This window comes from Rhodopseudomonas sp. (assembly GCF_048594845.1).
Classification (GTDB): domain Bacteria; phylum Pseudomonadota; class Alphaproteobacteria; order Rhizobiales; family Xanthobacteraceae; genus Rhodopseudomonas.
Genome location: NZ_JBMDXE010000234.1, coordinates 1 through 24,826, shown reverse-complemented (window position 1 = coordinate 24,826; position 24,826 = coordinate 1). Strand labels below are relative to the sequence as shown.

General features: G+C 63.9%; 17 protein-coding genes and 1 pseudogene. 12 read left to right on the top strand and 6 right to left on the bottom strand.

Features of this window, described 5'->3' with window-relative positions:
• Positions 1-15 precede the first annotated feature (15 nt).
• From ACOJTD_RS15130 to ACOJTD_RS15115, 4 genes are all read left to right on the top strand, one after another.
• Positions 16-1,413: a CoA transferase gene (locus ACOJTD_RS15130; RefSeq protein ID WP_420133718.1), complete on the top strand. Its 1,398-nt coding sequence runs from the start codon at positions 16-18 to the stop codon at positions 1,411-1,413.
• Between the two features lie 533 nt (positions 1,414-1,946).
• Positions 1,947-3,086 carry an efflux RND transporter periplasmic adaptor subunit gene (locus ACOJTD_RS15125; RefSeq protein ID WP_420133727.1) on the top strand — a complete coding sequence of 380 codons (1,140 nt, stop codon included), beginning with the start codon at positions 1,947-1,949 and terminating at the stop codon, positions 3,084-3,086.
• A gap of 172 nt (positions 3,087-3,258) precedes the next feature.
• Positions 3,259-6,381, top strand: a complete 3,123-nt coding sequence (locus ACOJTD_RS15120; RefSeq protein ID WP_420133717.1) for an efflux RND transporter permease subunit — start codon at positions 3,259-3,261, stop codon at positions 6,379-6,381.
• 232 nt (positions 6,382-6,613) lie between these two features.
• Positions 6,614-6,886 carry a hypothetical protein gene (locus ACOJTD_RS15115; protein WP_420133716.1) on the top strand — a complete coding sequence of 91 codons (273 nt, stop codon included), beginning with the start codon at positions 6,614-6,616 and terminating at the stop codon, positions 6,884-6,886.
• Positions 6,887-7,036: 150 nt separating this feature from the next.
• Here ACOJTD_RS15115 and ACOJTD_RS15110 read toward each other — a convergent pair whose 3' ends face one another.
• From ACOJTD_RS15110 to ACOJTD_RS15100, 3 genes are all read right to left on the bottom strand, one after another.
• Positions 7,037-8,455: a TolC family outer membrane protein gene (locus ACOJTD_RS15110; protein ID WP_420133715.1), complete on the bottom strand. Its 1,419-nt coding sequence runs from the start codon at positions 8,453-8,455 to the stop codon at positions 7,037-7,039.
• Positions 8,456-8,654: 199 nt separating this feature from the next.
• Positions 8,655-9,434 carry an enoyl-CoA hydratase gene (locus ACOJTD_RS15105; RefSeq protein WP_420133714.1) on the bottom strand — a complete coding sequence of 260 codons (780 nt, stop codon included), beginning with the start codon at positions 9,432-9,434 and terminating at the stop codon, positions 8,655-8,657.
• Positions 9,435-9,519: 85 nt separating this feature from the next.
• Positions 9,520-10,221 carry a hypothetical protein gene (locus tag ACOJTD_RS15100; RefSeq protein WP_420133713.1) on the bottom strand — a complete coding sequence of 234 codons (702 nt, stop codon included), beginning with the start codon at positions 10,219-10,221 and terminating at the stop codon, positions 9,520-9,522.
• Positions 10,222-10,542: 321 nt separating this feature from the next.
• Between ACOJTD_RS15100 and ACOJTD_RS15095 the strand changes: the two genes are divergently transcribed.
• The 3 genes from ACOJTD_RS15095 to ACOJTD_RS15085 are packed head-to-tail and all read left to right on the top strand — an operon-like array spanning position 10,543 to position 15,445.
• Positions 10,543-10,914 carry a DUF2946 family protein gene (locus ACOJTD_RS15095; RefSeq protein WP_420133712.1) on the top strand — a complete coding sequence of 124 codons (372 nt, stop codon included), beginning with the start codon at positions 10,543-10,545 and terminating at the stop codon, positions 10,912-10,914.
• A gap of 59 nt (positions 10,915-10,973) precedes the next feature.
• Positions 10,974-13,214: a TonB-dependent receptor family protein gene (locus ACOJTD_RS15090; protein WP_420133711.1), complete on the top strand. Its 2,241-nt coding sequence runs from the start codon at positions 10,974-10,976 to the stop codon at positions 13,212-13,214.
• Between the two features lie 11 nt (positions 13,215-13,225).
• Complete coding sequence (locus tag ACOJTD_RS15085; RefSeq protein WP_420133710.1) at positions 13,226-15,445, top strand: TonB-dependent receptor family protein; 2,220 nt, start codon at positions 13,226-13,228, stop codon at positions 15,443-15,445.
• Positions 15,446-15,473: 28 nt separating this feature from the next.
• On the opposite strand, the gene ACOJTD_RS15080 is transcribed toward ACOJTD_RS15085, so the two are convergent.
• Both ACOJTD_RS15080 and ACOJTD_RS15075 read right to left on the bottom strand, forming a co-directional pair.
• The gene (locus ACOJTD_RS15080; protein ID WP_420133709.1) at positions 15,474-16,589 is read right to left on the bottom strand and encodes a DUF2336 domain-containing protein; all 1,116 of its coding nucleotides are present in this window, start codon (positions 16,587-16,589) and stop codon (positions 15,474-15,476) included.
• Between the two features lie 32 nt (positions 16,590-16,621).
• Entirely contained in the window at positions 16,622-17,758 is a 1,137-nt protein-coding gene (locus ACOJTD_RS15075) for a GGDEF domain-containing protein (protein ID WP_420133708.1), read from the bottom strand.
• Positions 17,759-18,171: 413 nt separating this feature from the next.
• Between ACOJTD_RS15075 and ACOJTD_RS15070 the strand changes: the two genes are divergently transcribed.
• The 3 genes from ACOJTD_RS15070 (at position 18,172) to ACOJTD_RS15060 (ending at position 20,672) form a co-directional block, all read left to right on the top strand.
• Positions 18,172-18,741, top strand: coding sequence for a sigma-70 family RNA polymerase sigma factor (locus ACOJTD_RS15070; RefSeq protein ID WP_420133707.1), 570 nt, complete (start codon positions 18,172-18,174; stop codon positions 18,739-18,741).
• Entirely contained in the window at positions 18,738-19,616 is an 879-nt protein-coding gene (locus tag ACOJTD_RS15065) for a hypothetical protein (protein WP_420133706.1), read from the top strand. Before ACOJTD_RS15070 ends, ACOJTD_RS15065 begins: the two co-directional genes overlap by 4 nt.
• Positions 19,617-20,090: 474 nt before the next feature.
• Positions 20,091-20,672, top strand: a complete 582-nt coding sequence (locus ACOJTD_RS15060; protein WP_420133705.1) for a TIGR03809 family protein — start codon at positions 20,091-20,093, stop codon at positions 20,670-20,672.
• Between the two features lie 12 nt (positions 20,673-20,684).
• Here the strand turns inward: ACOJTD_RS15060 and ACOJTD_RS15055 are convergent, their stop codons facing one another.
• Positions 20,685-21,689 carry an alpha/beta fold hydrolase gene (locus tag ACOJTD_RS15055; RefSeq protein ID WP_420133704.1) on the bottom strand — a complete coding sequence of 335 codons (1,005 nt, stop codon included), beginning with the start codon at positions 21,687-21,689 and terminating at the stop codon, positions 20,685-20,687.
• Positions 21,690-22,166: 477 nt separating this feature from the next.
• Here ACOJTD_RS15055 and ACOJTD_RS15050 point away from each other — a divergent pair, with 477 nt between their 5' ends.
• Both ACOJTD_RS15050 and ACOJTD_RS15045 read left to right on the top strand, forming a co-directional pair.
• The gene (locus ACOJTD_RS15050; protein ID WP_420133703.1) at positions 22,167-24,233 is read left to right on the top strand and encodes a HAMP domain-containing methyl-accepting chemotaxis protein; all 2,067 of its coding nucleotides are present in this window, start codon (positions 22,167-22,169) and stop codon (positions 24,231-24,233) included.
• A gap of 327 nt (positions 24,234-24,560) precedes the next feature.
• Positions 24,561-24,826: pseudogene (locus tag ACOJTD_RS15045) on the top strand (porin); the annotation flags it as partial.

Here is a 24,826-nt window from a genome sequence, read left to right as displayed (position 1 = left end):
TCATATCGAGGATCCATGCAAACTCCCCGCGATTTGCTCACTCAGCTCTGGACGTCCGTCGGTGCCGATCCCGCGGCGCTCGCGCGCGTCACCCTGTCGGGCGACGAACCCCAATTGCCATCGTCGTTCCGCGTCGATGCCGCCGCGCAGGTATCGATCGCGGCGAGCGCGCTGGCTGCTGCGGAAATCTGGACTATGCGTAGCGGCCAGGCGCAGGACGTCAGCGTCGACATGCGCAACGCCGCCGTCGAGTGCCGCTCCGAACGATATCTGCGCAAGGACGGCGAGCCACCGCCGCCGATGTGGGATCCTATCGCCGGCGTGTATCAGGTTAAAGGCGGTCGCTACGTCCGACTGCACACCAATTTTCCGCATCATCGCGACGCGGTCTGCAAGGTGCTGAACTGCGACGCGACGCGCGAGGCGGTGCAGGCTGCGCTGTTGCAATGGGATGGCGAAGCGTTCGAAACGGCAGCCTATGCGGCCGGCGGCGTCGTCGCGCTGATGCGCTCGCGGGACGAGTGGCAGGCGCTGCCGCAGGCGGCCGCACTGGCTGCGCTACCGCTGGTGGAAATCACCAGGATCGGCGAGGCGGCGCCGAAGCCGTGGCCTGTGGGCGATCGGCCGCTGGCCGGTCTTCGCGTGCTCGATCTGTCGCGTGTCATCGCCGGTCCTGTGGCCGGCCGCACGCTAGCAGCGCATGGCGCCGACGTGATGCTGGTATCAAGTCCAAAGCTGCCGTCGATTCCGTGGCTGGTGATCGACACCGGCCGCGGCAAGCTGTCGAGCTACGCGGACCTTACCACGCCGGAGGGGCACGCCGCGTTGCGCGAGTTGCTCAGCGAGGCGGATATCTTCAGCCAGGGCTATCGGCCGCGTTCGCTCGCCGCGCTCGGCTTCTCGCCCGACGAGGCGGCCGCGATCAATCCGGGCATCGTCTACGTCTCGCTGGCGGCCTACGGTCGCAGCGGCCCATGGGCCGAGCGGCGCGGCTTCGACTCGCTGGTGCAATGCGCGACCGGCTTCAATGCGGCCGAAGGGCAGGCGGCGGGCGTCGCCGGGCCGAAGGAATTGCCGATGCAGATCCTCGATCACGCCACCGGCTATCTGATGGCGTTCGGTGCGATGATCGCCAAGGCGCGGCAGGCGCGTGAAGGCGGAAGCTGGCACGTCCAGGTGTCGCTCGCCCGCACCGGGCAATGGTTGTGGGAGATGGGGCGGCTGGCGGACGGCCTCGCGACGCCCGAGATCAGCGCGGAAGCAGCGGCTCCGTTTCGGGCAGAGATGCCCTCCGGGTTCGGGACGCTGACGGCGGTGAAGCACGCGGCGCAGTTGTCGGCGACGCCGGCGTTCTGGGCGCGGCCGGCCGTGCCGCTCGGCTCCGATCCTGCGCAATGGCCGACGCGGGGCTGAACATTTGACCGCGGCTTCCGGAGCATCGTGCGCAAAGGCCGTCGGCTTGCGGATGCGCCGCCTCCGGTGTGAGCCGCACCGACATCGGCCGGTTCACCGCGAGGCGCTTATGCCTTCGCCCGGCCGCCTCAACCGTCAGGTCCTTGTCCGGTTGTATCGTTTGGGTTGGACGATCAGGGCGATGACGGGAAGTTCAGCATTCGGTGAGAGACAATGCCGGTAAGTTAACGGGATGTTGAAGCGGTTAATCCCCCATTCAGGTTCCACTCCCTAGGAACATGCGTCCGGGCGCCGGTCTGCCGGGATGGTGCGCTGCGATGGTGACGAGACTTCACGCTGATCGCGCTTTTTTGTTGGCGTGTCACATGAACTCGGCATTATGAGCCGCCGGGAGGCGAACGCGGCGATCAAGCCGGATCTCGAGCTGGGCCATGCTGAACGAATTTTCACGACGTTTGCGAACGATGCCGCGCAAGTGGCTGGTGCTGGCCGGCTGCGTGATCGCGGGCGGTGCCGTCGCCGGTTACAGCGTGATGCAAAGCTTCGAGACCCCCGAAGTGCACTCGGAGATTTCCAGCCAGTCGCGCCGCAGCGCCGATCGCTACACGCCCAGCGCGTCCGAATGGGCCAGCCTGACGATCGAGCCGGTGAGCGACTTCAGCTTCCGCGCCGAGCACATCACCGAAGGCAAGATCGCGATCGACGAGGATCGGTCGACGCCAGTGTTCTCTCCTTATGCAGGCCGGGTGATGAAGCTGCTGGCGCGTCCCGGCGATCACGTCGAGCAGGGCCAGCCACTGTTCACCATCGAGGCGCCGGACACGGTGCAGGCGCAGAACGATTTCATTGCCGCCTCGACCGCGCTCAACAAGGCGAAGTCGCAGCTCGAACTGGCGCAACTGCAGGACAAGCGCGCCCGCGACCTGTTCGAAGGCAAAGCCGTTCCGCTGAAGGACTATCAGCAGGCGCAGACCACGCTGATCAGCGCGCAGAACGACATGCAGTCGGCCACCACGGCGCTGGAAGCCGCGCGCAATCGTCTCCGTATCCTCGGCCTGACCGAGCAGGCGATCTCGACCTTCCAGGACAAGGGCAAGATCAATCCCGAGACCACGATCTACGCGCCGATCGGCGGGACGGTGTTGCAACGCAAGATCGGCCCCGGCCAGTACGTCAATTCGGGCGCCAGCGACCCGGTGTTCGTGATCGGCGATCTGTCGACCGTGTGGCTCACCGCCTTCGTGCGCGAATCCGAAGCCGCCGCGGTGGAGATCGGCCAGGACATCAGCTTCAAGGTGCTGGCACTGCCGAACCGCACGCTGACGGCCCGCGTCAACTACGTCGCGGCCGCGATCGACCCGAACACCCGCCGGCTGATGGTCCGCGCCACGCTGGACAATCCGGACGGCGCGCTGAAGCCGGAAATGTTCGCCAACGTCACGATCTACTCGGCCTCCGATCATCCGGCCGTTGGCGTGCCGCGCACGGCGCTGATCTATGAAGGCGACCAGGTCCGCGTCTGGGTTGCGCGCGACGATCGCTCGATCGAGTTGCGCACCATCAAACCGGGTTTGACGGCCGGCAATCTGGTCGAGGTGATCGGCAATCTGAAGCCGGGTGAGAAGATCGTCACCAAGGGCAGCCTGTTCATCGACCGCGCCGCCACCGGTTGAGCTTCATCTAACGGTACTCCCACCGCCCATCTCGGTCATCGTGCCTCCCGCAGGCAAATTTCGCACAACCTGTCGCAGAGTTCAGTTGACGGCGCGAAGCGATGATGACGAGAACACACCGGACGCCTGATCGCGGCTCCCGCCGCTCGCCTGCCTGAAAGGTTCGATCCGGATGGGTCGCCTCGTAGCCCTTGCCGTCAACCGACGCTTTCTGATGGTCGCGATGTTTCTGCTGGTGCTGGCCGGCGGTGTGATCGCGTTCAAGCAGCTCAACATCGAGGCCTATCCCGATCCCACCCCGCCGATGGTCGACATCGTGACTCAGAGCCCGGGGCTGTCGGCCGAGGAAATCGAGCGCTACATCACCATCCCGATCGAGACCCAGGTCGCCGGCATCAAGAACCTGAAGACGATCCGTACGATTTCGCTGTACGGCCTGTCCGACGTCAAATTGCAGTTTTCGTTCGACTACACCTATGACGAAGCGCTGCAGCAGGTGCTCAATCGGCTGTCGCAGCTGCCGCCGCTGCCGGGCAACGCCCAGCCGGGCATTTCGCCGCTGAGCCCGATCGGCGAAATCTTCCGCTATCGGCTGGTCGGCCCGCCCGGCTATAGCGTGCTCGACCTGAAAACCCTGCAGGACTGGGTGCTGCAGCGCCGCTTCCGCGCCGTGCCGGGCGTCATCGACGTCACCGGCTGGGGCGGCAAGACCAAAACCTACGAGGTTCAGGTCGACTTCAATAAGCTGGTGGCGAATGGCCTGACCCTGCCGCAGGTGCTGCAGGCGGTCTCGAACTCCAACATCAATGTCGGCGGCAACACCGTCGATATCGGCGCGCAGTCGGCCGTTGTGCGCGGCGTCGGTCTGATCCGCTCGATCGAGGATCTCGCCAACACGATGGTGACCTCCAGCAACGGCAACCCCGTTCTGGTCAAGGACATCGCCAAGGTCAGCGTCGGCGAAAAGCCACGGCTCGGCATCGCCGGCATGAACAACGACGACGATATCGTCCAGGGCATCGTCCTGATGCGGCGCGGTGAGAAAAGCTCGCCGACCATCGCGCGGGTCGAGCAGACCGTGAACGCGATCAACGCCTCCGGCGTCCTTCCGCCCGGCGTGCGGATCGAGCGGATCTACGACCGCAAGGACCTGATCGACACCACCACCCACACCGTGCTGCACAACATGGTGGTTGGCATCCTGCTCATCGTGGTTCTGCAATGGATCTTCCTCGGCGACCTGCGCAGTGCGCTGATCGTCGGCGCCACGATTCCGTTCGCGCTGTTCTTCGCCGTGATCATTCTGGTGTTGCGGGGGGAGTCGGCGAATCTGCTGTCGGTGGGCGCCATCGATTTCGGTCTGATCGTCGACGCTACGGTGATCATGGTCGAAGCGATCTTCAGGCGGCTGTCGCACTCGACGCCGTTGTCGGAGGAGGAGCGCAGCCACATCTCCGCCGAGACCATCATGGGCATGAAGAGCCATGCCATCCTGTCGGCCGCAGCCGACGTCTCGCGCTCGATCTTCTTCGCCGCCGCGATCATCATCGCCGCCTTCCTGCCGCTGTTCACGCTGTCCGGCGTCGAGGGCAATATCTTCGGGCCGATGGCGCGGACCTATGCGTATGCGCTCGCCGGCGGTCTGCTCGCGACCTTCACGGTGACGCCGGCGCTGTCGGCGATCATTCTGCCGTCGCACGTCAAGGAGACCGAGACATTCCTGATGCGCTGGCTGCATCGGCTGTACATGCCTCTGCTCGGCTGGGCGGTGGCGAACCGGCGCCTGGTGATGGCCGGCGCTGTCGGGCTCGTGCTGACGACCGTGATTGCATCGCGTTTCCTCGGCCTCGAATTCCTGCCCAAGCTTGAGGAGGGCAATCTCTGGGTGCGCGCGACGTTGCCGCCGACGATCTCGCTCGCCGAGGGCAACACCTACGTCAATCAGATGCGGCGGCTGATCCAGAGCTTCCCAGAGGTCGAGTCGGTAGTGTCGCAACATGGCCGGCCTGACGACGGCACTGATGCGGCCGGTTTGTTCAACGCCGAATTCTTCGCGCCGCTGAAGCCGGTCGCGCAATGGCCAGGCGTCAAGGACAAGGACGACCTTACCGCGCGGATGCTGAAACAGCTGCAGGAGAAATTCCCGGGCGTCGAATTCAACTTCTCGCAGTATCTGCAGGACAACGTGTCCGAGGCGGTGTCCGGCGTGAAGGGCGAGAACTCGATCAAGCTGTACGGCAACGATCTGCAGGCGCTCACAGACACGGCGAACAAGATCAAGGCGGTGCTGTCGACGGTGCAGGGCGTGCAGGACCTCGCGGTGTTCACCTCGCTTGGCCAGCCGACGATCCAGATCGACGTCGACCGCGCCCGCGCGGCGCGCTACGGCCTGACGCCCGGCGATATCAATTCAACCATCCGCGTCGCGATCGGCGGCGACAGCGCCGGTGATCTCTACGAGCCGGGAAGTGATCGTCATTTCCCGATCATCATCCGGCTGGCGCCGGAATATCGCAAGAGCGCCGAGGCGATCCACAATCTGCGGATCGGCGTGCAGGGCCCGAACGGCATCACGCAGATCCCCCTCAGCGAAGTGGCATCGATCCAGCTGGTGTCGGGCGCGGCCTATATCTACCGCGAACAGCAGGAACGTTATCTGCCGATCAAGTTCTCGGTACGCGAGCGAGACCTCGGCAGCGCCATCCAGGAGGCGCAGCAAAAGGTCGCCGAGCAGGTCCAGTTGCCTGCCGGGTCCCGGGTCGAGTGGGTCGGCGAGTTCGGCAATCTGCAGGATGCAATCAAGCGGCTGTCGATCGTCGTCCCCATCAGCCTGTTGCTGATCGGCGTATTGCTGTTCTTCAATTTTGGTTCGTTCACCGACACGCTGCTGGCGATGAGCGTGATCCCGATGGCGATCTTCGGCGGCGTGATGGGGTTGCTGGTCAGCGGCATCCCGTTCAGCGTCTCGGCGGCGATCGGCTTCATCGCGCTGTTCGGCATCGCGGTGATGGACGGCATCATCATTCTGTCACAGTACAATCAGCTGATCGATCAGGGCCTCGACCGCATCAAGGCGGTGGTCCGCACCGGCGAGTTGCAGCTGCGCCCGGTGCTGATGACCTGTGTCATCGCCGGCGTCGGGCTGCTGCCGGCGGCCATGTCGCATGGCATCGGCTCGCAGGTGCAGAAGCCGCTGGCGATCGTCGTCGTCACCGGAATGATGCTCGCGCCCGGCGTGATTCTGATCACCCTGCCGGTCCTGATCTCGTACTTCTCGCGACGCCGCCTCGGATGATTACTTAGGTGGCTTCGTAGTCTTGCGAGGGTTCGCAAGTAGTTCATTTCAAGAAGTGTCTGTTAGACAGCAGGAAATGCTGTTTCGCAGTGCAATGGCAAGCCATGCTGAAGCAGCCGCGACGTTTGTGCGCATGTGCTGATTGACTTGCGTCAAGCCTCCCGCGTGCAGGTCATGGCACCCTGCAACTATGGCTAGGCTCCTGGTTTACCGATGTCCGCAGAGTGGTCTGATGACACAGACCTGGCTCGCCGATGAGGCGGGGAGCGGGGATCGGCTGGCCTATGAGCCGGTGTTCTGTTTGGCCTGCTCGCAGCAGCATTTTATCTGCGCCGAAACCGGCCGCGCGCTCGGCGACCGTGTCGAGGCGACCACGGTGACGCATGGACCGACGTTCCCGCCGGAGCAGAGCAGGGGCTATGGTGCGCGCACGACGCCGGCCCAGTCCGAATCGTTCGGCTTGGCGAGTGCCGTGCCACCTGGCGATCACGCCAAGGCCTGCTGATTCTTTGATCGCTCTTACGGCTACGCAGTGACGCGATCGTCGTTCACCGCCAGCTCTTGCGCTGATCTTGCGCTGAAGCAGAGCTGGCAGCCGTCGCAGCCGAGTGCTGCGCGGCGAGTTCGTCCAAGCTTATTGAAGCAAATGGTCGGCTTACTGTCCGGACGGCGTCCGCAGGCCATGCCAGGCGTCGCGCACCTGATGGTAGTGAACCTCGGGCAGGTAGTCCGGCGTGTTGAGGCCAAGCGTCTGCACGTCGAGGCGGCCGATCGCGCTGAGCAGCGTGTAGGAGGCGATGACACGATCACGCTGCGCGCCGATCAGGCGAGCGCGCGCGAGAATCAGGTCCTGCTGCGAGTTCAGCACGTCGACGGTGGTGCGCTGGCCGCCCTGGGCTTCGCGGCTGACGCCCTTCAGCGCGATCTCCGCCGCACGCACCTCGGACTCCGAGGCGCTGACCGCGATCTTCGCGCCTTCGTTGCTGACCCATGCGGCAATCGCCGCGGTGCGCGACTGATTGCGAACCTGATCGAGCACCAGTCGGCTTTGTGCAGCGAGCTCTTTGGATTGCCGCGTCTGCGAGGCCGCAAGACCGCCGTCATAAATCGGCGCCGCGATCTGGCCGACGATGGAGGCCTGATCCGTGCCGGCGCTGCCGAGCGTCGAATCGGACTGGCGGCTGCGGCTGGCGCTGCCCTGAACGGTAACGGTCGGCAGCAGCGCGCCTTCGGCCACCTTGATGGTTGTGGTGGCGACGTCGACGTCGAAGCCGGCCGCGAGGACGGCCGGGTTGCCCTGCATCGCCAGCGACATCGCGTCCTCTCGGCTGCGCGGCAGCAGCCGGTCGACCGGCGAGGCAGGACCGAGGCGCGAGGGCGCATTGCCGACCACCTGCGCATAGGTCGCTTCGCTGATCGCCAGATTGACTTCGGCAGCGTTGAGATCTGAGCGGCCGCGGCTGAGGCGGGCCTCGGCTTGTGCGGTGTCGGTCGGCGTCACGTCGCCGGCATTCAGCCGCTTGTTGGTGATGTCCAGCGTCTGGCTGAGAAAGTCGACGTTTGCCTTCTGTGCCGCGACCAGCGCCTGATTGGCCAACACGTTGGTGTAGGCGGTGACCGCGTCGAGCAGCACACCCTGGCCGACATTGCGCAGCGCTTCGCGGCCGGACTTCACCTGAAGCTCGGCGACGCGCACGCTGTTGGCCGTGCGGAAGCCGTTGAACAACGTCTGCGTCACGGTGACGCCGATCGTCCAGGGCTTCAGCGTCGCGGTCTGGATGGTGTTGTCGGGCAGCAGATTGCGAACCGACTGCATGCCGGCGCCGAGGCTGGCGATGATTTGAGGCCGGTAGCCGGAGAGCGCCGAAGGCACGTTCTCGTCGGTGGCGCGCTGGCGGGCGCGCTCGGCGTTCAACTGCGGATTGGTCTGATAGGCTTTGGCCAGCGCTTCGGTCAGGCTTTCGGCCGACGCCGGAGTGATCAGCAGCAGCGCAATCGCGGTCGCGGCGCAAAGGCTCCGCCGCGCAACGCGCAGGCAACTTTCAACACCGTTGATCTGGGCGTTTTTGTCCATCCGTCCCGCTGCTAGCTGCAACATCCGCCCCCGCCGATGCCCTGCATGTTTAGAACGCGGTGCCGCGAGAGGCAAACCGTCCAGCGGGATCTGTGGATGTTTGCCATCGGCACTGTGGTGCCTTGGCAACGCTGCGACGATCCGGCACGCTCCAGGATGCGGCGATCGGCAAACGACCGCCGCATCTGTCAGCTTGTCGTCATCGGTTCTTGATGTTCGGCTTACGCTTCTCGATGAACGCCGCCATGCCCTCGGAGCGATCTTCCAGCGCGAAGGTCGCATGGAAGAGATCGCGCTCGACGGCGAGGCCCTCGGCCAGCGTGCTCTCCAGCGCACGATTGACCGCATTCTTCGCCATCGCCGCAGCGGGACGCGACATCGATGCGATCTTCTCGGCAGCCGCGATCGCTTCTTCCATCAGCTTGTCGGCGGGGACGATGCGGCTGACCAGGCCGGCCCGTTCGGCTTCCTGAGCGTCCATCATCCGTCCGGTAAGGCACAGATCCATTGCCTTGGCCTTGCCGATCGCCCGAGTCAGGCGCTGCGTACCACCGATGCCCGGAATGGTGCCCAGGGTGATTTCCGGCTGGCCGAACTTGGCGGTGTCGGCCGCGATGATGAAGTCCGCCATCATCGCCAGCTCGCAGCCGCCGCCCAACGCATAACCGGCGACCGCCGCGATGGTCGGCTTGCGGCAGCGCGCCAGCCGGTCACCGCCGATCGCGGTGAAGTCCTCGTTGAACATGTCGATGAAGCCCTTCGGCTGCATCTCCTTGATGTCAGCGCCGGCCGCGAAGGCCTTTTCGCTGCCGGTGATCAGAATGCATCCGATCGCATCGTCGGCCTCGAGGTCTTCGACCGCGGCGCCGATCTCGCCGAACACGCCGAACGACAGCGCGTTCAGCATCTTCGGGCGGTTGAGCTTGATGATGCCGACCGCGTTCTGGCGCTCGACGACGATGAATTCAAAAGTGCTCATGATGCATTCCCGTTGAGGGCCGGTCGCGGCCGCGGGCAATCTGCCCGCTGGCGCGAGGCGCTTCAAGGGGAGGCGGCGGCTGATCTCAGGCCATGAACATCCGGGCAGCCGAGGCCAGCGTCAGGAGTCCACCGGCGGCGATGAAGATCTTGCCGATCAGCGACGCCTTGTCCCAGGCGCCCTCATTGGCAGTCGCGGAGGAAACCTGGGCGGTACCAACCGTCGCTGGCGCCGGCTGTGGCGTGGTGGTCGAAGCCATGGTGGTCGGAGGAGTGGCTTCAGCGGCGCGATCGAGTTCATTCACCTCGTCGGGAGCCACAACCGGGGGAGCACCGCCTGCTTGAGCCGAGGCCGGCTCGGACCCCGCCGCGCCGGACGCTGCCGGGCTCGGCGTGGCGCCATCGGCAGCCGCGACCTGCGGGAATTGAGCGTTGGCATTGGCAATCGAGGCGGGCAGAGCGGAGGAAGCGGGAACCGGCGGTTCGACACTGCTGGCCTCAGTTTCGGGCGGGGACGCCGTCGCGGTATTCGCGGCTGCGGTGTCGGGCTTGCTGTCTTGTTTGGTATTCTCGGCGCTCGGCTTGGGTTTGGCCGGAGTCGTCTTCTTTTTCACATGCTTGGCATGGGATCGGACCACTTTCTTCTTAGCCACCGGAGCCGGGCTGGCCTGCGTCGCTCCATCCTGTGGCGCGGCGGCGGCGGGCGACGGTTGCAGCGGCCCGTAGAGGCACGCAAATAGTCCTGCTGCGATGATCAATGCCGAGCGGCTGCTGACCTCGCTCTTCATGGCAATCTCCCCAAATTTGCCAGCCCCAGCGGCACAATGCCCCTGCGGCAATGGCGTCAGCGCGGCCAAAACGTGAGGAATCGTCGCCAGCCCGCGGCAATATCTTGGCAACCTGTGTGGCGGACTGCCTCATTTGCCCGACGCGGCGAATTGCAGAGCCTGACGACGCGTGCCGGGCCGTTTGTCTTTCGTGACGACCGCCTGCCGTCCGAAGTTGGAGGCTGCTCTGCGCGCCGCCGCAGCAACTTCCGGTTTGATACGGACCCTGAATGAAATTGACTCGCGTATGCGCTGTGCTAGCAAGCCAGCAGGGGTATTATTGTGGGTCAGTTTGCACGAAAGCGCAGGATTGGTTGGCTGGCGGCGTTTGCTGCGGCCTACGCGCTAGTGCTGAACGTGCTGCTCTCCAGCGCCGTGCTGGCGGCTCAGCCCGTGCAATGGTTTGCCGGCCATGAGTTTTGCCTGTCGGACCAGAGCGCCGCCCCGACAGATCCGACAAAGACCAAGCCTGCTGCAATCCACTGTCCGCTATGCATCGGCCATCATGTCAGCGCCGCGCCACCGCCGGTGGCTCCGGCAGTCGCGGTCCGGTTGGCGTTTGGCATCGCCTATGATCCGCCGCGCGACAGGCCGTTTGTCGCCTTCAGGCAGACTCATGATCACCAGGCGCGTGGGCCTCCTGCGTTGAGCTGACGACCTGCGCCGTTCGTCGGCGCTTAGTTCTTCCGTCATCTCAGCTTCCGGAGTTTTCCATGCCGTCCGCGTTTCTGCGGTCGCGCCGCCGCGTGCTCGCGCACGCCGCCGCGCTCGTCGCCACTTCTCTCGTAACAACGTCGCTTGTCACGTCACCGGCCCTTGCGCAGAGCCGGTCGGATGCCGTGCTACCGCCCGTCACCGTGCAGGCGCCCGATCAGGCCCGACCAGCGGCGCCGCGGCCGCAGCGACGGAGCGCTGCGGATGGCACTACGCGGATGCGCATCGCCCCCCCGACGCCGGCCGCTGCGCCCGCACCTGTCTCCGACTCCCTCGCGGCTCGTGGGCCGGCGCTCACTGTTCTCACGGTGCAGCAAGCACTTGCCGATATCCAGCAGACGCCCGGTGGCGTCGCGCTGGTACCGGCCAACGCCTATCGCAACTCGACCGTATCGAACACGATCAAGGACATCCTCGACTACGTGCCGGGCGTGTTCGCCCAGCCGAAATGGGGCGACGACACGCGGCTGTCGATCCGTGGCTCTGGTCTGTCGCGCAATTTCCATCTGCGCGGCGTGCAGCTTTATATGGATGGCATTCCTATCAACACCGCCGATGGCTATGGCGATTTCCAGGAAATCGATCCGACCGCCTACAACTACGTTGCCGTGTACAAGGGGGCCAACGCGCTGCAACTGGGCGCCAATTCGCTCGGCGGCGCGATCAACTTCGTGACGAAAACCGGGCGTGACCCGTTTCCGAACGGCGTCAGCGTCGATGCCGGGGCGTTTGGCTTCCGGCGACTCCAGGCCAGTGCCGGCGGCGTCAACGGCGCCTGGGACGGTTACGTCACCGCCTCGACACAGGCCGCCGACGGCTTTCGCAATCACAGCGACGGCCATGCCAACCGGTTGAGCGCCAATATCGGCTATCAGATCACGCCGGACATCGAGACCCGATTCTATCTCAATGCCAACAGCGTACGGCAGCGGATTCCCGGGACCGTCACCAAGGACATCGCGCTGAACTCACCGCAGACAGCGGCGGCCGGTAATGTCTCGCTTGATCAGCAGCGCAACCTCGACACGGTGCGGCTCGCCAACAAGACCACGATCCGTTTCGATAACACCGTGGTCGATTTCGGTGCCTTCGGTGTCGACCGCCATCTGATGCATCCGATCTTCCAGTGGCTCGACTATCGCTATCAGGACTACGGCGGCTTTGCCAAAGTCACCGACGATCGCCTGATCGGCGGCTACCGCAACCGGCTGGTCGCGGGCGTCAACATCCTCAACGGCCGCCTCGACAACAAACAGTACGTCAACATCGCCGGTCAGAAGGGGGCACTCGCGTCGTCGTCGCTCGACAAATCCACCAACACCTCGCTTTACATCGAGGATTCGTTCTACGTCCTGCACAATGTCGCCCTGGTCGCCGGCACGCAGTTCCTGCATGCCACGCGCGACCGCCGCGACCGATTCCTGTCCGACGGCGACCAATCCGGCTCGACGGAATTCAACCTGTGGAGCCCGAAGGGCGGCCTGCTGTGGCAGATCGATTCGACCTGGCAGGCCTTCGCCAACATCTCACGCAGCGCCGAAGTGCCGAGTTTCGGCGAGAGCGCGTCGGGGCAGGGAATTCCGACCATCCCGTTCACCAGTATCCGACCGCAGCGCGCCACGACCTATGAGATCGGCACACGGGGCAATCGGCCCGATCTGACCTGGGAGCTGACGGGCTATCGCGCCGAGATCAAGGACGAACTGCTGTGCCTGTATAGCGCTTTCGGCAATTGTAACGTCACCAACGCGGATCGCACCGTGCATCAGGGCATCGAGGCCGGGTTCGGCGTCGCATTGTTCAAGCACCTGTTCGAGCGCGGCCCCGCGCCGGATCGGCTGTGGCTCAACATGGCGTACACGTTGAACGACTTTCGCTTCGACAATGATGCGAAGTTCGGCACCAACCTCTTGCCCGGCGCACCGCGGCACTACCTGCGCGCCGAACTGCTCTACAAAAATCCGAACGGCTTCTATGCCGGGCCGAATGTGGAGTGGGTCCCGCAGGCTTACTACGTCGACAGCGCAAATACGCTGCAGACCGAGCCTTACGCGTTGCTCGGCCTCAAAGCCGGTATCGACAACGGTGGGCCTTATTCGATCTACATCGAGGGCCGCAACCTCCTGAACAAAACCTACATCGCCTCCGCCAGCATCATCGACAAGGCGACCGCGTCCTCACCGTTGTTCGAGCCGGGCACCGGCCGTGCGGTCTATGCCGGAATGAAGGTGCGTTGGTGATGGAACGCACAATGTCGTTGATCTTGTCGTCGACGCACCGCGCGTTGCTGACTTCCGCGGCCACCATCGCCTTCATCGCGTTGTCCGGTCCTCAGGGACTGGCGCAGAACCGGCCGAACAATCCGCTACCGCCGGTGACGGTGCAGGCGCCCGATCAGGCGTCGCGCCCTGTCGCGCGATCGAAGCCGCGCCCGGCCTCGACTGGTAGTCGCGCAGTGCGCGCGGCCCGCTCCGGTGCCGTTTCGCCGCAAATTCCGGCCGCCGCTGGGCCGCCGCAAGCGGCGGGGGCGGCCGGGAGCCTGACGGTGCCGACCACCGAGCAGGCGCGGCAAGACATTCAGCGCACGCCTGGCGCTGTCGCGCTCGTCCCCGACACCGAGTTCAAGAACACGCCGGCCAACACCATCAAGGACGCGCTCGGGTGGGTGCCGGGCGTGCTGATCCAGCAGCGCTGGGGGCCGGATGCCCGCATCTCGATCCGCGGGTCGGGCCTGTCGCGCGCCTACGGCAACCGCGGCATCAATCCGTTGATGGACGGCATGCCAATCAGCACCGCGGATGGCCTGTTTGATCTGTTCGAGATCGATCCGACCGCCTATCGCTACATCGAAGTCTACAAAGGCGCGAATGCGCTGCGCTATGGTGCCAATTCGCTTGGCGGCGCGATCAACTTCGTGATGCCGACCGGACGTAACTCGCCGGAGTTCGAGGCGCGTGTCGACGGCGGCAGCTTTGGCTATCTGAAGTCAGCAACCAGCGTCGGCGGCTTTGCCGGTCCGTTCGACTGGTACATGACGATGTCGGCACAGCGCGAGGACGGCTATCGCGAGCACAGCAAGACCGACGCCGAACGCCTCAACGCCAATTTTGGCTATCAGTTCTCGCCGGACGCCGAGACCAGGTTCTACCTCAACGCCGGTCGCTGGCGCTCCGAGATTCCCGGCGAAGTGACCAAAGATGCGGCGCTGACAACGCCGCGCGCTGCCAATCCGGTCTGGGTGCAGCAGGACCAGCAGCGCAACATCGACTCGGTACGCGTCGCCAACAAGACCACGCTGCGGTTCGAGGAGACCACCGTCTATTTTGGTGCCTTCGTGCTCGAACGCCACGTGATGCATCCGATCTATCAGTGGCTCGATTTTCACGTCCACGATTACGGCGGCTTCGCCCGCGCCACTGATGACCGGCTGATCGGCGGCTTCCGCAATCGCCTGGTCACCGGCGTCAACATCCAGAACGGCACGATCGACATCAACCAGTATTGGAACGTCGGCGCCGCCACCAAGGGGCCACTGGCGGCTTCCTATCTTTGGAAGTCGCAAAACCTCTCGGCCTATGGCGAGAACTCATTCTTCTTCCTGCCGAATGTCGCCCTGGTGGCGGGTGCGCAATTCCTGCATGCGGTGCGCGACCAGCAGGATCGCTATCTTGCCAATGGCGATCAGTCCGGGCGGCGAGCCTACAACCCGTTCAGTCCGAAGATCGGGCTGCTGTGGGACGTCGATCCGACCTGGCAGGTGTACGGCAACATCTCGCGCAGCGCTGAAGTGCCGACTTACGACGTCACCACTTTCGCTTCGCCGGCGAGTACGGACATCAATGCCCAGACCGCCACCACCTATGAGATCGGCACCCGCGGCCGGCGACCGGATCTTACCTGGGATGTCTCGCTGTATCGCGCCGATATTCGCAACGAACTGCAATGCCTGACCAGCCCGTCGACGCCGGGGGCCTGCACCATCCGTAACGCCGATCGCACCGTGCATCAGGGCGTCGAGGCCGGACTAGGAGTCGCGTTCCTGAAGTCGACCTTCGCGCAGGAGGATCGAGTCTGGTTCAACGTCGCCTACACCTACAGCGACTTCCGCTTCGATGGCGACCGCACATGGGGCAACAACCAACTGCCGGCGGTGCCGGCGCATTGGGTGCGGGCGGAGGTGATGTACAAGCATGCAAATGGCTTCTACGCCGGCCCCAATGTCGAGTGGATGCCGCAGGCATTCTTTGCCGATAACGCCAATACGCTCACGGTCGATCCATACGCGCTGCTGAACTTCAAGCTCGGCTACGATCGCGGCACCGGCTGGTCCGGTTACATCGAGGGGCGCAATTTACTCGATAAGCGCTACATTTCGACCACGATCGCGGTGGAAACGGCGACGGCCGCGTCGGCATTGTTCAACCCGGGAATGGGGCGAGCCGTTTACGCCGGTCTGCGGACGCGGTGGTGAGCTGACGCGGCCGATACGGGCCGGCCGCTCAGGCGGCCGGCGGCTTTGCGACCGCGGTAGACTGTTGCATGCGGTGGAAGCGCAGCACCTGCTGGGCGGTCGAGACGCGCAGGCGTTCGTAGGTGAAGCGGCATTCGTCCAGGTCGGTCGAGCTCGTGCCAGTGAGCTCGTCACGCATCCGGATGATCGCCTTCACGGTCGGCCAAGTCAGCTTGCAGACCTTCGCGAGGATCAGCAGGCCTTCATCGCGGGATTCGACCATCAGCGATTCGGCAGTCTCCACCGACGTGCCGGCCAGGCAGGCGATTGCCTGATTGATCTCGTCGAACTTGCGTTCGTTGGCGAAGGTGCAGACCTGTTCCTCGTTGATGCGGCCGTCTTCGTACAGGGCGCGAACCAGCCCGTGGGCGATGTTGGTCTGTAGGCTGATCGCAGACGGCGCGGAACGCGCCAGCCGTGTGGCCTGCCTGACGGCGCTCGTCACCTCGGCGGCGACCTCTGGATTGGCAGCCTTGAGCTTCGCACGCACCGAGGCGGACGCGAGCGCGATCATCTTCAAATATTGCGCGCGCGGGATGGCGCGGCGGCTGAGCTCGGTGGCGAGATTTTCGTCCAGCTCGGCTCGCTTGGCGAGGATCGAATAGCCGTTGTCGGAGAATTCTGCGCCCGGGTTGCGAACGGTGCTCTGAACCACGTGTTCGTTGCCCAGTTCGACCAGCACGTCGGTGACGGCACCGCTGAGCGACCTGCGGGTCGAGATCGCCATCATGTGGCTCTGCCCTTTGGTGCGGGCGTTCGCGATCAGCATGGCATCGTCGAGCTGATCGGATTGCGACAGCACCGGGGCGGCGATCTCGATCATGTCCTCGAAGGCGAGGTGGTGGATGATCCGCGGCGGCGCTTTCACCGGCGCCAGACGCTGCGCCAGCAACACCTTGGCATTGGTCTCGATGTTCTTGACCAGACAGTTGAAAACGTCGTCGAACAGGGCGATCTGATCGTCGCAATAGTCGACCTCGCCGTCGAGATAGAGATCGGTGACGCGACGCAAGGTTTCCACCCGGCGCGCGACGGTGCCGTGCATCAGGGTGGCCTGCAATTCGTCGAGAAGATTGGCGGCCGAAAGTGCCGGTTGTGAACTCATCATCCGTCCTGGCGTAGCGGCAATCTGCTTCTTCAGATTGCGAAGATCCGGTTACGTCCCATTTCCTTGGCGGTGTAGAGCGCGCTGTCAGCGCGGGTGAGGACCGTATCCGCGGAGTCGGCCATGGCCGTGGTTGCGACGCCGGCCGACAAGGTCACTTTCATCCCCGGGGAGAAGGCCGACCAGTCCAATTCTGCGACGATCTCGCGCAGCCGTTCCAGCATTCCTTCCGCTTCGTCGCGGTGGGTGTTGGGCAGCAACAGCAGGAATTCCTCGCCGCCATAGCGGCCGAACCGATCGAAGCTGCGGATGTTGGCGAAGATGGTGATGGCGAAGGTGCGCAGCACCTCGTCACCGATCGGATGACCGAAGCCGTCGTTGATGCGCTTGAACCAGTCGAGGTCGATCAGCGCGAGCGACAGCGGCGATCCGCTGCGCTCGGCGCGGTCGATCTCTTCGTTGAGCATCCGCATGATGCAGCGACGATTGAAGGTGCCGGTGAGTTCGTCGAGTTCGGCGAGCTCCTCGATCCGCTGATACGCGTCGCGCAGCTCGGCGCCGCGCTTGTACAGCGATTCCCGCAGCTTGCTGGAATACATCCCGATGAAGGTGCAGCGGCCAATGGCCAGCACCAGCACCAGCAAGGTGCCGAGCCGTTCGAGTAGTGAGCCGTGCGGAATTTCTACCGGGCTGGCGGTGAACAGCAACAGACCCGCGAGCGCCGCCGTCATCGCGGCCCAGCACAGCAGGCTCTGGCCGGGAGTGGCGCGCAGCGACGCCAGGCTGAAGATCACGAACAGCGAGCCGATGAACAGGAAGGCCGCCTGTGGCACCCAAAAGCTGAAGCCGAGCACCAGCGCCATGTTGACCGCCACGGTCGGCACGACGAGGTAGTGGTCCTTGAAACGGTCGTGGAAGCCAGCTTCCGACAACAGGATGTTGCCACCGGTGAGAAGCATCGCAGAGGCGAAATAGGCTGGGACGACCCCGAACGAAATTGTCCCTGCATAGGCGTAAATCAGCAGAAGCGCGGTATCGATCATGTAGCTCACGGCCACGAGATCGAACATCTGCCGTCGCTGCCTCATCCGCTTGGCACGGGCTGCGAGCGTCTGGGCGGAATCCGCCGACGCTGCTGGGATGCCCGGGATTGCGGCAGTTGAGGTCATCGCTCGCTTCGACGCGTGTGAGTTGAGGGAATCTACGAGGAAAAGCCTTTAGGTTTCGTATCCTTGAGACCTGGAAGGAGAACCGGCCATAGTTCTTATGTATCTGCACCAAAAGAATAATTTCGAATTCTGGTATGATGGGGCGGCTTGCCGCAGGCGACTGCGCATGCCTGGATCTGCGGATAGGCCAAGCAATCGGCCAGCCGAGTTGATAAAGATCCGACCGGGACGAGGCGCGGGCGAGTCGGTTTCCGGCTTCCAGGGTCTTGTGCCGAGCTTGATCCCGATCCGTGGCGGGCACGTCGTGTGCTCGACCTCACAGAAGCAATGTGGCACTCAGCTCCCATGATAAATTTGCCTTTGGTTGTCGAACCTTCTGCGGGTTGCAACCGACTTACTGTGCGGGACGACCAGTGATTACCAAGCAGGCGACCGCGGACGAGGACCTGATCGCTCGGATTGCCCAGGGCGACCGTGGGGCGATGCAGGTGCTTTACGGCAGACACCATGTGCGGGTGTATCGCTTCGGGCTGAGGCTGGTGAGGAACGAACAGATCGCCGAAGACCTTATCAGCGAGGTCTTTCTGGATGTCTGGCGCCAGGCTGGGAAGTTCGAGGGGCGGTCATCTGTTTCAACCTGGCTGCTGGCGATCACGCGGTTCAAGGCGCTGTCTGCGCTGCGACGCCGCAAGGACGCTGAACTGGACGACGAAGCCGCCGCTGCGATCGAGGATCCTTCCGACGATCCGGAAGTGACGGTCCAGAAGAAGGACACCGGCGATGTGTTGCGGAAGTGCCTTGAAGGGCTTTCGGCCGACCATCGAGAGATCGTCGACCTCGTCTACTACCACGAGAAATCGGTGGAAGAGGTCGCCCATATCGTCGGCATTCCGGAGAATACCGTGAAGACCCGACTGTTCTATGCGCGCAAGAAACTGGCCGATCTGCTGCAAGCAGCCGGCGTGCAGCGAGGCTGGCCATGATGGCGATGAGCAAATCGATGCTTGAGCATCAGGAGCCGGGCGACGTCGAGGCGCTGCTGCCCTGGTATGCCGCCGGCACGCTGAACGCTCGCGACGCGCATCGCGTCGCCGAAGCCCTGGAGCGCGATCCCGAACTGGCAAGGCAGTACGCTGCCGTGCTCGAGGAATACGCTGCGACGATCGAGCTGAACGAAAGCCTCGGTGCGCCGTCGTCGAAGGCGATGCAGAAGCTGTTCGCGGCGATCGATGCCGAGCCGGCGCGTTCGGCGCAGGCGGGATTCTCGCTGTCGGGGCAGGGCTTCGGGACGCGCTTCGCCGCCTTCGTGAAAGGACTGTCGCCCAAGGTGCTGACCTGGTCGGCCTCGGTCGCCAGCGTGGCGCTCGTGCTGCAGGCAGGATTCATCGGCGCGATGCTGGTCTGGGCTCCCGGCGGTGTGCTCGAAACCGGCACGTATCAGCCGCAGAGTGACCGTGTTCAGCAACAGAGTGATCGCGCGCCGACATCTCGCGCTGAACTCGACCGCGCGCCGCCCGCCGCTGCTCCGGCGCCTTCGACCCCTGCGCCGCCGACAGCCAACTCCGCGCCGTCCACAATTGCGCCGCCGGCCGCGACGATGCAGCGCGCTGCGCCGCTGACGCGGAGCCTCGGCGCCGAGGTCGCCCCGCGGTTTTTCGTTCGCTTCGCGCCGGATGCGCGCGTCTCGGAAATCACCGCGCTGCTAGAAGCTTATCAGGCCAACGTGGTCGATAGCAGCAAGGGCGGCGTCTTCCGCCTGCAGTTCGCCGGTGGTGCGCGGTCGCAGCAGGATCAGGCGCGCCTGATCGCCCGACTGGAGAAAGAGCCGATCGTCGCGGCGGTTCTGCCGGCGCCGTAAACCCTTGGAAATTCTGGCGTTCCCGTTCCCGCCGGGGGCGGCACTGCAGCGCTGGCGTCGACGACCATCCTCTCTCCTCAACTCGTGCAGCGCGACCTACTTCAGAAAAATTCGCAGCCTCATTGAACGTTTGGCGTTGTCTCGCGGACCAATTGGTGTGGGAGCGCAAAGCCCCAACGAGGCTGTATTCGGCGCGAGCGCCCATCCACCCCAGCGCCAATATGGCTTGTGACCCGCCCGGCTGTCCCCCCGGGCGGGTCCTTTCTTTTCAAGCTCAGCTGCTCAATGCCGCACTCAGCCCGCGCCGTATCCGGCAGAAGCCCAAACGGCGGCCGAGTCCCGGTACCGTACTTCGTGGCAATACGGGGGCACCGTCAGCTGGACATGGTAAATTTTTGTTAACAAACTGATTCATATGCTTGCATCGATTCGTAAGTAGCGTCGCGTTCGTTTCCCCCCTTTGGCGGACTGATCATGGAAGTCACCGACGCGATGCGTGGTCGTGCGATTGTCGAGCGCTGGTGCGTGCTCGCGGAGCAGCGGCTGGAATATCTGACCGAGCTGTTCGAAAGCGGCCGCTGGCGGCGTTTCTTCAGCGAAGTCGCCTTCCTGGAGAACATTCAGGAGGCCAAGGCGGCGGTCGAAACCTGGCGCGACCTGCTGTACCGGGAGGCGACCATCGACAATCATCCGGTCGATCTGTCGTGGCTCGGTCACAATAAGAACCTCGCGCCGCGTCCGATCTTCTATCTCAGCGATGAGACGGCCAATGATCCGGTGCGAAAGCTCAATATTCCGCTGCCGCCCGCTCCGGAGCCGGCGCCGATCTACAGCCTGACCTTGCCGGTCGATCCGGTGCCCGCTGAACGTGCGCCGGTGCTCCCGGTCGCCGAAGCTGCGCCGCACCTCAGCATCGTGCCGCCTGCCGACCCGGACGACGCGATTGATCCGCAATTTCTTGACGCGATCGAGCCGGAAGAGCCGCCGTCCTGGCAGAATGCGCTCGATTTCGGGGTGCTTGCGGAGCGCTATCCGCTGCTCCGCAAGGCCGGTTGACGAGCCGCTGCTTCACTTGGACAGGAAATCCAGCACCAGCTCCCGGTAACGGTCCGGCGCTTCGAGGAACACGAGGTGCCCCGTGTCCGGAAGCACCTCGGCGCGCCCGTTCGGCATCTCAGCCGCGAGCTTCCTGGCGAGGTCGGCGTTCTGCCCCATCTTGGCGCGCAGTTGTTCCGGTGCGTTCGGCCTACCCGGGGCGTTATGATCGTCCGCGCCCATGATGAACAACGTGGGTCGCACGATCAGCGGAATCTCGTGCGCCACCGGCTCCCGATAGATCATCTGTCCAGATGCCACAAAGGCGCGCAGCCATCGCCGATAATCCGGACTGCCCTTGATGTTGAAGCGGGCATCGATGAACGGGGTGACCTGATCCGGCGGTAGCTTGAGCGCGTAGTTAGTCTCAAGCTGCTTCCGGTAACCTTCGGCCGTGAGCTTGTCTTCGTTTTCGATGATCTTATCGGTCGGGGTGGGCGGCACATAGAGCCGATAGTCCTCGAGGCCGATTGGCGCCGTCAGGACAAGGTGGTCGACCCGGTCGGGGTAGGCGCGCGCGATGCGCACGCCGAGCATTCCGCCGAACGAATGCGCAACCACGTCGGCCTTGGCGATGCCGAGCTTGTCGAGCAGCCCGATCGTGTTGCGCGCCAGATCATCGAAGTGGAGATCGCCGGTGGGTTTGGATGATTTACCGAAGCCGATCTGATCCGGCACCACGACGCGATACCCCGCTTCGCTCAGCATCTTAATCACCGGCGCCCAATAGCTCGAAGGAAAGTTACGGCCGTGGAGCAGCACCACAGCACGGCCGTTCGGCTGCGCAGGGGCAACATCCATATAGGCCATGGTGAGGTGTTCGCCGCCGTTGACGACGCCGAACGTGTCGACGGGGTAGGGATACGGATAGCCCTCGAGGTTGATGCCGTAGGGCTCGCGCGGCGAAGAACTCGCCGCGGCGAGTGATGGAGCCAACACGATGGCCGCGGTGATCAGGATCTTCAGAAGCTGAGGCATGGACATCCATTTGCGAGAGGGAGGTTTCGACCACGACGCATGAGCGCGAAAGTCGTTCCGGAAAGCGATGCCGCGTCGCGGGTGACAACTTGATGCTCGGCTAGACTTTGGACGAAGACAAGGCGGCGCGATCACGCTCAGGAGAGCCGACGGGAAGCGGTTTCGGCACGCCGAGAAAGTCCGATGTGACAACATGTTACTGATTGGATTTGATAGAGATCAATCGTCTGCATCCGCTTAGTCGTGCGCAACGCGTTACGTATTTGATTGGTTGTGCGGTTTGCCTCTTTAAACTTTCCAAATGAATTGGAGTGCATCACTCTGCAGCGAACAACGCTGTTCGCCCACAAGCATTCACACCACGCCAGGGAGATCCGCCGCAACGATCACAGCTGCGTCGCGACGCGGATCGATGTCTGCCGTGCTCCGAAAGGACGCAGCCGAGCCGCATCATGCGCTCGCAGTGAAAGTCAGATCATGACACGCACAGCCAAACAGACTGCCGCTTCTTCGACGTCAAGCGTTTTCGCCGTCTTTACCAATCGCAAGATTGGTACCAAGATTGCAATCGGCTTCGCTGCCATCCAGGTGCTGATGGCAATTCTAGCAGTGATGAACTACACCAGCTTCGGAACGCTCGGCGCCGCGTTCACGTCGTTCGGTCAGCGTGTCGAGGTTGTCGATCTCGCCCACGATATCGACGGCGGCTTCGCGCATCTGCGCAACGTCGTGCGTGAGTATGGCCTGACCGGCGACGAACCACTGATCGGCGAAGCCGAGCAAGGCCGGCAGAAACTTGCAGCCAGCATTGTGCAGGGCATGCGCCAGATCCAAAATCCCGAGATTCATACGCTGCTGACGGATATCGATCAGCAGTTTGGCCTCTATAGCAGCAAGTTCGCCGAGGTCGTCAAGTTGCGTCGGGACCAGAACCGGATCACGGTCGAAGTCCTTGGCCCGGTTGGCCAACGTCTGATGGCGAAGTTCGAGCAGCTGCAGAGCGCGACGATGACCGGAGACGTCGATGGCCGGAACGCGCTGCTGGTCGGACAGGGGTTGAAGAGCTTCATGATGTTGCGGCTTGCCGCCAGCAAGATGCTCGGTATCCGGCTCGAGAAGGATTCACTGGCGACAGCCGAGAAGTCGCTCACTGAACTGAAGACCGCGCTGTCGGCGTTGAAGACGTCGGTCGATACCGGCACCGAACAGAAGCAGATCGCCTCGATCGAGGCGGATCTGGCGGTCTATGCCGATGGCTTCCGAGAGGCGGGGGCGGACGTCGCCGGCATCGAGTCGAAGATCGGCGAGATGAGCAAAGTAGCTGGTACGCTGGCCGCCGCGACCGGACGCATCAGCGCGATTGGAGTCGCTGAGCAGCAACAGATCGGCAAGGAAACCCAGGCGCAGGTGTTCGATACCCGGTCGCAGACGCTGATCATCACCATCTCGGCGCAACTCCTCGGCATCGTGCTGGCTTGGCTGATCGGCCGCGCCGTGTCGCGTCCCATCGTGCAGATCTCCGATACGATGCGCGAGTTGGCTTCCGGCAATCTTGACGTTGAAGTCGCTGGCTCGGGCCGGCGTGACGAGATCGGCCTGATGGCCTGCACCGTCGAAGTGTTCAAGTCCAATGCGCTCGACGTGAAGCGGCTCAAGGACGAGCAGGAAGAAGCCGAGCGGCGCGTCGCCGAAGAGCACAAGGCCGAGATGCGGCGGCTGGCCGACGATTTCGAAGGCGCGGTTGGCGAGATCATCCATACCGTTTCGGCCGCCTCGACCGAACTTGAGTCGTCGGCGGGCACGCTGACCTCGACGGCCGACCGTTCGCAGGAACTTGCGACATCCGTCGCGGCTGCCTCCGAGCAGGCGTCCGCCAATGTGCAATCGGTCGCTTCTGCTACCGAACAGATGGCGTCGTCGATCTCCGAGATCGGGCGCCAGGTGCAGGAGGCCGCACGGATCGCGGGTGAGGCCGTCGAACAGGCGCGCAAGACCAATCAGCGCATCGGCCAACTGTCGGACGCCGCAAACCGCATCGGCGACGTCGTCGACTTGATCAACACCATTGCCGGGCAGACCAACCTGCTGGCGCTCAATGCCACGATCGAGGCGGCGCGCGCAGGCGATGCAGGGCGAGGCTTCGCCGTGGTGGCGCAAGAGGTCAAGGCGCTCGCCGAGCAGACCGCCAAGGCCACCGGCGAAATCAGCCAGCAGATCGGCGGCATGCAGTCAGCGACGCAGGACTCGGTCGGCGCGATCCGTGAGATCGGCGGCACCATCGAACGGATGTCGGAGATCGCCTCGACCATCGCGTCGGCTGTCGAAGAGCAGGGCGCTGCGACGCAGGAAATCTCCCGCAACGTGCAGCAGGCTGCGCGCGGCACCCAGCAGGTTTCGTCGAATATCGTCGACGTGCAGCGTGGTGCCAGCGAGACCGGCTCGGCCTCGTCGCAAGTCCTCGCGGCCGCCCAGTCGCTCTCGCGCGACAGCAGCCGCCTGCGGCAGGAGGTCGGTCGTTTCGTGGATACCGTTCGCGCGGCCTGAGCGCCGCCGCGGTTGGCCGGCAACGAGCTGCTAAGATACAAACTGTTGCGCGCCTGCGATGATGATCGCCGGCGCGCATTCGCGACCCGCACGTGCATGTAGCGATAACGGATGATATCGCCCGCACAGAGGGCAACACCTAGCTGATCGTCCCGGTCTGAGCTGCAATGCCCTCGAACGTGCCGCCTGTCACTAGCGGGCTCAGCCCATGCTATTGCAAAGTATTTGCAGGTCATCGTCCCACCAAAGACCAAGCCTGCTGACATCTGCGGGCATTCGTGCGCCACTATGGTCGGAGCGTGCAATGGTCCTCCGCGAGTCGCCTGGATGGGGAAGTCAGTCTATGCCTCTGTGATCGTCGCCGTGCTGGTCACCCAGGCGGCGGCCGAGCCATCGGCCGTTGGGGGCGGAGGCGCGGTTCCGTTCGACTGGAGCGGCTTCTATGTCGGGGCGCAAGTGAGCGCCATTGCCGGCCATTCGGACTGGTCGGCAGGGCCGAAGGGCGTCGGTGGTCCGTTGAACCTGTTTGACCCGTTTGAGCTGTTCAAAGGCACAGGCAGCTACGCGATCGGACTGCAGGCCGGCTACAACGT